This window comes from Lentzea sp., assembly GCF_035525475.1.
Lineage (GTDB): Bacteria > Actinomycetota > Actinomycetes > Mycobacteriales > Pseudonocardiaceae > Lentzea.
Genome location: NZ_DATLEC010000023.1, coordinates 78,739 through 87,024 on the forward strand (window position 1 = coordinate 78,739; position 8,286 = coordinate 87,024).

An 8,286-nucleotide genomic window follows, 5' to 3' on the forward strand; every position below is an offset into this window, starting at 1 on the left:
TCCCCTCTTACCAACCGAGTTGGGTGGAGATCTGGCGTGCTTTCGCGAGCGGGTTCCCCGCGGTCTCACCGGGTGCGGGCAGCGGGACGCCGGGGCACGACAGGTCCTTCGCCGGCGTGACACCGTCGACGAGGTAGCGCTCGACGATGTCGTTGACGCACTCGTTGCCGAACCCGTAGATGCCGTGGTCCCCCTCGTCTTCAACGGTGAGCAGCACGGAGCTGGTGAAGTTCCGGTGGGCTTTCTGCCCGGCTTCAAGAGAGGTCGCCGGGTCGCGCACCGACTGCACCATCAACGTCGGCGCGACGCCGATCCCGGTGGGCTGCTTCAGCTTCACGTCCGGGCGATCCCAGAACGCGCAGGGGCCCGCGATCTGGGTGTAGCCGACGAGCGGCCACTTCGCGCCGTCCCGGGCGGCGTCGCGTTCCAGGTACTTCCGGCCGCCCTGGAACGGGGTGTCGTTGCAGAGGATCGAGTACCCCGTGCCGGTCTGCGCGTCCGGGTAGGTGGCCAGCGCGCTCATCCGCGCGGGCACCGCACCGGCGAGCTCCGCGAAGGTCTGCGCGGCGCCGGCGAAGGCGTCCTTGCTGTACAGGGCGGTCCGCAGCATCAGGTCCAGCGCCTGGGCGGTGTAGACGCCCTCCGGCCGGGTCACGGGCTGCTCGGCCAGTCGCGCACGCGTGCGTTCGTAGGCCTGGCGGACACCTTCGCCGGTCTTGCCGAGGTGGTAGACGTCGTCGTACTTCGCCACCCAGGGCAGGAAGTCCACGCGGAACCGCCGTTCGAACGCCATGCCCCAGTCGTCGAAGTGGTTCTGCCACGGCGCGGTGAACTCGACGTTGGAGTCGAGCACGATCCTGTCGAGCGTCTTCGGGAAGTACGTGGCGTAGTAGGCACCCATCCAGGTACCGCCGGAGTACCCGAGCCAGCTGACCTTCTTCTTGCCCAGCACCTGACGCAGCAGGTCCAGGTCCTTCACCGTCTGGTCGGTGGTGATGTAGCGGCCCAGCTCCCCGGACCTGGCCTGGCAGAACTCGGCGTGCAGCTCCATGGCGCCGTAGATGAGGTCGAGGTTCGCCTTGCTGCGGTCGCGCGGGTCGGTCTGGCCGTCCGGCGTGAAGCCCCCGCACGTGACGTTGCTGCTGGCGCCGGTGCCGCGCACGTCGATGCCGATGATGTCGGCGTTCTCGCTGAGCTTCGGCCGGTCGAGGTAGATCAGCGGCACCGTGCGGCCGGGACCGCCGGGACCGCCGGGGTTGGTGAAGACGGTGGACTTCGCCGTGCCGGTCTTCGGCCTGAGCCGGCTGACCGCGATGGTGATGGTCTTGCCGTTGCGCTGGTTGTTCCAGTCCATCGGCGCCGTGAAGCTGCCGCACTCCAGCCGTTCCGTGCCCGGCGGCGCGCCGGGCGGCGGCTCCGGGAAGCACTGCTGCCACTGGATTTCCTGTGCGGCGAACTGGGACTGCGGCTGGGCATGGGCCTGCGGAGCGAGCAGCAGACTCGTGGTGGTGGCGACGGCCAGTGCCGCCGCCGGCGTCTTGCGGTGCATCGGTGTTCCCCCTCCTCGCCGGCCGAGTCGGCCGGCAGGCTCAGCTCATCGCTTCGGGAGGGGTGGGAGCATCGGCCTTTGGGTGCAGACCGCCTACGACTCTGGTCTTATGCCGACCGGGTCAAACCCCGATGACGTTCGTCATGAGACGCAGCAGGGCCGCCCCCGCGACGGAGACGGCCCTGAGGGGATCGTGCCGGATCAGCAGGACTGCTTGTAGAAGTACTTCGAGTTGGCCTCGGCGTCGGCCTTCGTGATCGCGACGAGTTCCGTCTCGATGTCGCGCTTGGTCTCCTTGCCGTCGATCGCGGCGACCGCCTGCTCGACGCCCTGCCTGCCGATGGCGGCGGGGTCCTGGGCGATGAGCGCCTGCACCGTGCCGGCCTTCAGGTCCTCCACCTGCTTCGGTGAGGCGTCGAAGCCGACCAGGTTCACCGTCCCGGTCTTGCCGGCGTTGCGCAGGCCCGTGGCGGCGCCCTCACCGGAGTTCAGGTTGGTGGCGAACACCCCGATGAGGTCGGGGTTCGCGGCCAGGGTCGCCGTCACCTTCGAGGCCGCGGTGGCGGGCTCGTTGTCGGTGTACTGCTGGCCGATGTACTTGAGGTTCGGGAAGCTCTTGATGGCGTCCTCGAAGCCCTTCGCGCGGGCGTCGGTGGTGGACGTGCCGGCCTTGGTGTTCAGCACCAGCACCGAACCGGACTTGCCGGCCGTGAGCTTGTCGAGCGTCTCGGCGGCGAGCTTGCCGCCCTGCTCGTTGTCGGAGGAGATCGACGACAGCGCGATCGAGGTGTCCTGGAGCTTGGTGTCGACCTCGACGACCTTGATGCCCGCGTCCTTGAGCTGCTTCATCGGACCGGCCATGGCCTTGTCGTCGGTCGGCGCGATCAGGACCCCCGCCGGCTTGGACGCGAGGATGCCCGTGACGATCGGGGTCTGCTGGGCCGCGTCGAACTTGGCGGGCGCCTGCGTGTCGACCTCGTAGCCCGCGGCCTTGGCCGCCTCCTCGAAACCGCACTGCATCGAGATGTAGAACGGCTCCGCCGTGATGCCGGGGATCAGCACCAGCTTCTTGTTCGCGGCGGCGTTGCCCGAGTTCGAGTCACCAATCTGCCCACCGCCGCCACACGCGGCGAGGAGGAACGCGGCCGAGACGGCCACTGCGGAGCGGATCTTCATTGGTCCAGCACCTTTCCCTAGCGTTGGTTGCGCGCCCGCCGCCGCGTCTGGTCCAGCCACACGGCGGCCACCAGCACGATCGCCACGGCGATCGGCTGCCAGAACTCCTTGACCCCGATGATCACGAGGCCCTTCTCCAGCACCGCGGGGATGAACACGCCGAACACGGTGCCCAGCACCGAACCCGTGCCGCCGAAGATGCTCGTGCCGCCGAGGACGACGGCGGCGATCGCGTTCAGGTTGTCCGTCTCGTGGCCGGTGACGACCGCGACGCGGAAGAACGCGTTGCCCATGAACCCGGCCAGGCCCGCGAGCGTGCCCGCGAGCAGGTACACCTTCGTGAGGTGGCCGCGCACCGAGATGCCGACCCGCCGCGCCGCCTCCTCGTTCGACCCCACCGCGTAGGTGTAGCGGCCGAAGCGCGTGGTGGACAACAGGAGCGCGCCGAGCGCGGTGACGACCGCGGCCACGATCACGATGTTCGGGATGCCGAAGTACGTGCCGGAGCCGAACGTGCGGTTGAGCCTGTCCGGGATGCCCGAGACGTTGGAACCGTTGTTGAGCAACAGGGCCGCGCCCTGCGCCGCGCCGAACGAGCCCAGCGTCACGATCAACGGCGGGATCTTCGCGCGCGAGATCAGCAGACCGTTGAGCAGACCCCACACCGCGCCGCTGACGACCGCGACCAGCAGGCCGAACGCGATCACGCCCCAGCCCGCGTTCGTCGCGTCGCCACCGGAGACCCAGTTCATCGCCATCGCGGAGAGGACGGACGCGAACACCAGCACCGAGCCCACGGACAGGTCGATGCCGGACGTGATGATCACGAACGTCATGCCGACCGAGAGCACCAGCAGCACGGCGGTCTCCGCGAGCAGGAACTGCAGCGTGGTCACCTGGAAGATCGCGTCGGGCCGGATCGCGCCGAACACGGCGACCAGGACCAGCAGCACCAGGCCGATCCACAACGTGTTCGCTCCGGTCAGGCGTGTCAACAACGGCCTGCGCTGCTCGTCCGGCGGAGCTGACAACGTTGTCTTCTCGTCGGTGGTCATGCCGCGTCCTCCTGGGTCAGCGCGCCGGTCATCGCGCCGACGAGCTCTTCCACGCTGGTCTCCGCGGCCTGGAAACGGGCCACGCGGCGACCGAGGCGCAGCACCTCGACGCGGTCGGAGACCGACAGCACCTCGGGCATGTTGTGCGAGATCAGCACGACCGCGACACCCTCGTCGCGCACCCGCTTGATCACCTCGAGCACGCGTTCGCGTTGCACCACACCGAGTGCGGCGGTCGGCTCGTCCATGAACACGAGCTTCGACGCCCACGCCACCGACCGCGCGACGGCGACGGACTGGCGTTGACCACCCGACAGCGCCGCGATCGGCACGTCGATGCTCTGCAGCGTCGCGCCGAACCGGCTGAAGTGCTCGGCGGCCTGCCGGCGCATCGCCTTCTTGTCGAGGACGCCCAGGAAGCCCAGGATCCCGGGCTTGAGGATCTCCCTGCCCAGGAACATGTTCGCGGCCGGGTCGAGGTCCGGCGCGACCGCGAGGTCCTGGAACACCGTCTCGATGCCCCGGTCACGGGCGTCGTTGGGGGAGTCGAGGCGCAGGGGCCTGCCCTCGAACAACAGCTCGCCGCCGGTCGGCTGCTCCACCCCGCACAGGCACTTCACCAGGGTCGACTTGCCCGCGCCGTTGTCGCCGATCAGCGACACGACCTCGCCGGGGAAGGCGGTGAACGAGGCACCGCGGAGAGCCTCCACGGTGCCGTAGCTCTTCGTGAGATCACGAGCCTCCAGCAGCGGCTGGTTCATCGCGATATGTCCTCCACAGTGGACAGAACGGGCGGACGGCAGCGGATCGCCACCAGGTCACCTGACAGCCCCAGCTCGCCGGCCGCGTGCGGCACGACGACGGTGCTGCCCTTGCGGACCTCCAGCTCACCGAGCTGGCCGGACCCCTCCAGCACCACCACCACGGCGAACGACGGCTCCAGTGCGAAGGAGCCCTCGACGTGCAGGCGGTCGGCCTGGAAGAACGGGTTCGCGTCGTCGCCGAGCAGGTCGACCGACGGCGCCCACTTCTCGGACGTCTGGCGCACGAGCTTGTCGAGCTGACCGCCCCAGCCGTTGCGGTCGACGCAGTCGAGCGCCACGTCGTAGCCGAGGCCGAGGTGACCGACGTCGGCGTTGGCGAGAAAGCCCTGCCACTCCAGCGTGACCGAGAAGTCCGTTGGCTGCTGCAGCTCGACGATGAAGACGCCCTCGCCGATCGCGTGCGGCACACCGGCGGGCACGAACACCGTGTCACCGGGCCGGACGCAGACCGGGTTCAGCGAGTCGAGCATCGCCGCGGTGTTCTGCGTGGCGACCCACTCGGCGACCGTCGCGGCGGGCACGTCGTCGCGGAATCCGATGTAGACGGTCGGGTCAGAGCCGGTCGTGCCGACGACGATCCACGCCTCCGTCTTGCCGTGGCGGCAGTTCAGGTGCGAGGACGCGAAGGTGTTCGACGGGTGGCAGTGCACCGGAAGGCGCTGGCCCGCGTCGAGCAGCTTGACCAGCAGGGCGGTGTCGGCGCCGAACTTCGCCACGTGCTCGGGGCCGAGCCATCCCGTCGGGTCCGCCTCGACGGCGTCGCGCAGCAGGACGCCGTTCGGCAACGTCGTCAGCCCGGCGTCACTGCGTCCGTAGAGCGTCGTCGTCGACGCCACCCAGTCCTCGGGCCCGAAGTCGCCGCTCGTCCCCCCGCGCAGCGCGGCGATCGCCTCGCCGCCGCGGTAGAACTGCTTCGGCTGGTTGGCAGGCAGGTTGACAGGCTGGTGGAGAACACCAGAACTCACGCGTGGACCTCCCCGGATCCTCGTGGCACCAAGCGCACCGGCAGCACGACGCGGCGCGGTGGTGAGTTGTCGCCGTCCAGTCGGGCGAACAACAAATCGGTGGCCGCCTTGCCGAGCGCGCTCGCGTCGTGCGCGATCACGGTCACCGGCGGCGACAACAGGTCGGCGAGCTCGAAGTCGTCGAAACCCACCAGGGCGGGCCGTTCGGTGGTCCCGGCGAGCGAGCGCAGGATGTGCACGGTGATGCGGTTGTTGCCGGCCACGACCGCCGTGGCGGGCTCGCGCATGGTCTGCAGCCGGTGCAACGTGGCGGCCACGCTGCTCTCGTCGTGCGGGCCCATGGCCACGAGCTCCTCGTGGTAGCCGATGCCCGAGCGCACGCAGCCCTCGCGGTACCCGCGCAGGCGCTCGTTGGCGGTGAAGATGTCCGGCGCGTCCCCGAGGAAGGCGATCCGGCGGTGCCCGTGCGAGGCCAGGTGCGCGACGGCCTCGACGGTGCCGCCGATGTTGTCCACCAGCACGGTGTCGGCCACGACGTCCCCCGCGGGCCGGTCCAGGAACACCACGGGCGTACCGGCGCGCATCTCCGGCACCAGGTAGCTGTGCTGCAGGCCGGCGGGCACGATCAGCAGCCCGTCGACCCGGCGGCTGCAGAACTCCAGCGCCAGCTCGCGCTCACGACCGGGATCCTCGTCCGACGACCCCGAGATCACCTGTCTGCCACGCAGACGGGCGATTTCCTCGACAGCGCGGGTCACGCCGGAGTAGAACGGGTTGCCGACGTCCTCCAGCACCAGCCCGATCGTGCCGGTGGACGACCCCCGGCGCAGGTTGCGGGCACTCAGGTTCCGCCGGAACCCGAGCTGGTCGATGGCCGCCAGCACGCGCTCGGCGGTGGACGGGTGCACACCCGGCTCGTCGTTGACCACACGCGAGACGGTCTTGATGCTCACGCCCGCCAGGCGCGCGACGTCGTTCATCGTCGCGCGACGGACCTTGCGCTGACCGGCGATGGGGCCGCTGGGGGACAACGTTGTCATAGTGGCCGTATCTCACCTCGGCTTTACGGCCTTGTCAACCGTTGTGTCACCGTCCGAGACCCCTACTTTTTGCCAGTCGATGTCCGGAACAGGACAAGTGACGGCACTGGTCTTGACCTCGCCCGTGTGCGCTCCGCAAGGATCTGGTGACGGACAGCGTTGTCAGTGCACGAGGGGAGTACGGCTATGCGTGACCTGCCACGCCGCAGCGTTCTCAGCCTCCTGGGTGCCGCCGGCCTGGCCGGCGTGACCGGTACAGCGGCAGCCCAGCCGTCACCATCCGCACCCCCGCCCGGTTCCGCGGGCGTCGAGACCCAGTCCGTCGGCGCAACCGCGCTCGCCCCGCCTCCCGGCGGCTGGCGAGCGGTGGCCGAGGACGTCCGCAACGAGACCCGCTGGGCCTGGCGTTCCTATGTGGACCGCGCCTTCGGCCACGACCAGATCAAACCGGTGTCGGGCACCTCGGAGGAGTTCTTCGTCCCCGGCCACCCGATGGGCCTGACCGTCGTGGAAGCGCTGGACACGTTGTGGCTGATGGAACTCGACGAGGAGTTCACCCAGGGCGTCAACTGGGTCAAGGCCAACCTGGACTTCGACGTGGACGCGAACTTCCAGGTCTTCGAGACGAACATCCGCATGCTCGGCGGCCTCCTCTCCGCCTACCACGTGAGCGGCGACCCGGCCCTGCTCGCGCTGGCCCGCGACCTGGGCGACCGCCTGCTGGTGGCCTTCACCAAGTCGCCCACGGGAATCCCGTACCGCTACGTCAACCTCCGCACGGGCGCGGTCTCGTCCCCCGAGACGAACCTGGCGGAAACCGGCACCTACATCACCGAGTTCGGCTCGCTCTCGAACTGGACCGGCGACCGCAAGTACTACAACGCGGCCAAGAAGGCCCTCAAGTACACCTTCGACAAGCGCACCTCCTACGACCTCCTGCCGTGGGACGTGCACGCCGAAACAGGAGCCTGGCGCAACCGCTACGCCACAGTGGGCCCACCGGCGGACTCCTACTACGAGTACCTCTGGGACGGCTGGCACCTCTTCGGCGACCGAGACCTCAAGGCGTGGTGGGACGTCCTGATCAAGGCAATCGTCCGCCACCAGACCGACGTGGTGAACGGCCGCCTGTGGTTCTCCCAGGTGGACGCCTTCACAGCCACCAGGGACTCCCGGACCCAGAGCGAACTGGCGTCCTTCCTCGGCGGCCTCTTCGCGGAAAGCGGCGACATAGCCCGAGGTCGCGCCTACCACGACTCGTGGACGGCAGTACAAGACCGCTACGGCGTACTGCCCGAGGGCATCAACTACACATCCCTACGCCCGACCTCGGTGGGCAACCAACTACGCCCCGAGTACGCGGACGGCGCCTTCTTCCTGTGGCTGGCAACGCGAGACGACCTCTACCGCCAACGCGCCCACCGCCACTACCAGGAGATGAAGCGAACCTCCCGCACCACCTACGGCTACACGATCCTGACCGACGTCACCACAGGAGCGAAGGGCGACTTCTGCCCCGGCTACTGGTGGTCGGAACAGCTGAAGTACTACTGGCTGCTCTTCGGCGACGCACGCCGCTTCAACTACACCAGCCACTACCTGTCGACCGAGGGCAACATCTTCCTGGGCGCCCGCAGGTAACCGCAGGAGCGGTGAACGACCCCCGGGCCGGGGTGC

At 69.0% G+C, this 8,286-nt stretch carries 7 protein-coding genes; 1 reads left to right on the forward strand and 6 read right to left on the reverse strand.

Going from position 1 to position 8,286, the window contains the following annotated elements; genetic code table 11:
* Positions 1-7 precede the first annotated feature (7 nt).
* The 6 genes from VM306_RS02835 to VM306_RS02860 form a co-directional block, all read right to left on the reverse strand.
* Positions 8-1,549, reverse strand: coding sequence for an alpha/beta hydrolase (locus VM306_RS02835; protein ID WP_325510617.1), 1,542 nt, complete (start codon positions 1,547-1,549; stop codon positions 8-10).
* Between the two features lie 201 nt (positions 1,550-1,750).
* Entirely contained in the window at positions 1,751-2,725 is a 975-nt protein-coding gene (locus VM306_RS02840) for an ABC transporter substrate-binding protein (RefSeq protein ID WP_325510618.1), read from the reverse strand.
* 17 nt (positions 2,726-2,742) lie between these two features.
* Complete coding sequence (locus tag VM306_RS02845) at positions 2,743-3,780, reverse strand: ABC transporter permease (RefSeq protein ID WP_325510619.1); 1,038 nt, start codon at positions 3,778-3,780, stop codon at positions 2,743-2,745.
* Positions 3,777-4,541 carry an ATP-binding cassette domain-containing protein gene (locus tag VM306_RS02850; protein WP_325510620.1) on the reverse strand — a complete coding sequence of 255 codons (765 nt, stop codon included), beginning with the start codon at positions 4,539-4,541 and terminating at the stop codon, positions 3,777-3,779. Before VM306_RS02850 ends, VM306_RS02845 begins: the two co-directional genes overlap by 4 nt.
* Complete coding sequence (locus VM306_RS02855) at positions 4,538-5,569, reverse strand: mannose-6-phosphate isomerase (RefSeq protein ID WP_325510621.1); 1,032 nt, start codon at positions 5,567-5,569, stop codon at positions 4,538-4,540. The genes VM306_RS02850 and VM306_RS02855 overlap by 4 nt, the downstream gene beginning before the upstream one ends.
* Positions 5,566-6,549, reverse strand: a complete 984-nt coding sequence (locus tag VM306_RS02860) for a LacI family DNA-binding transcriptional regulator (RefSeq protein WP_325510627.1) — start codon at positions 6,547-6,549, stop codon at positions 5,566-5,568. The genes VM306_RS02855 and VM306_RS02860 overlap by 4 nt, the downstream gene beginning before the upstream one ends.
* A 246-nt stretch (positions 6,550-6,795) precedes the next feature.
* Here VM306_RS02860 and VM306_RS02865 point away from each other — a divergent pair, with 246 nt between their 5' ends.
* The gene (locus tag VM306_RS02865; RefSeq protein WP_325510622.1) at positions 6,796-8,250 is read left to right on the forward strand and encodes a glycoside hydrolase family 47 protein; all 1,455 of its coding nucleotides are present in this window, start codon (positions 6,796-6,798) and stop codon (positions 8,248-8,250) included.
* Positions 8,251-8,286 lie beyond the last annotated feature (36 nt).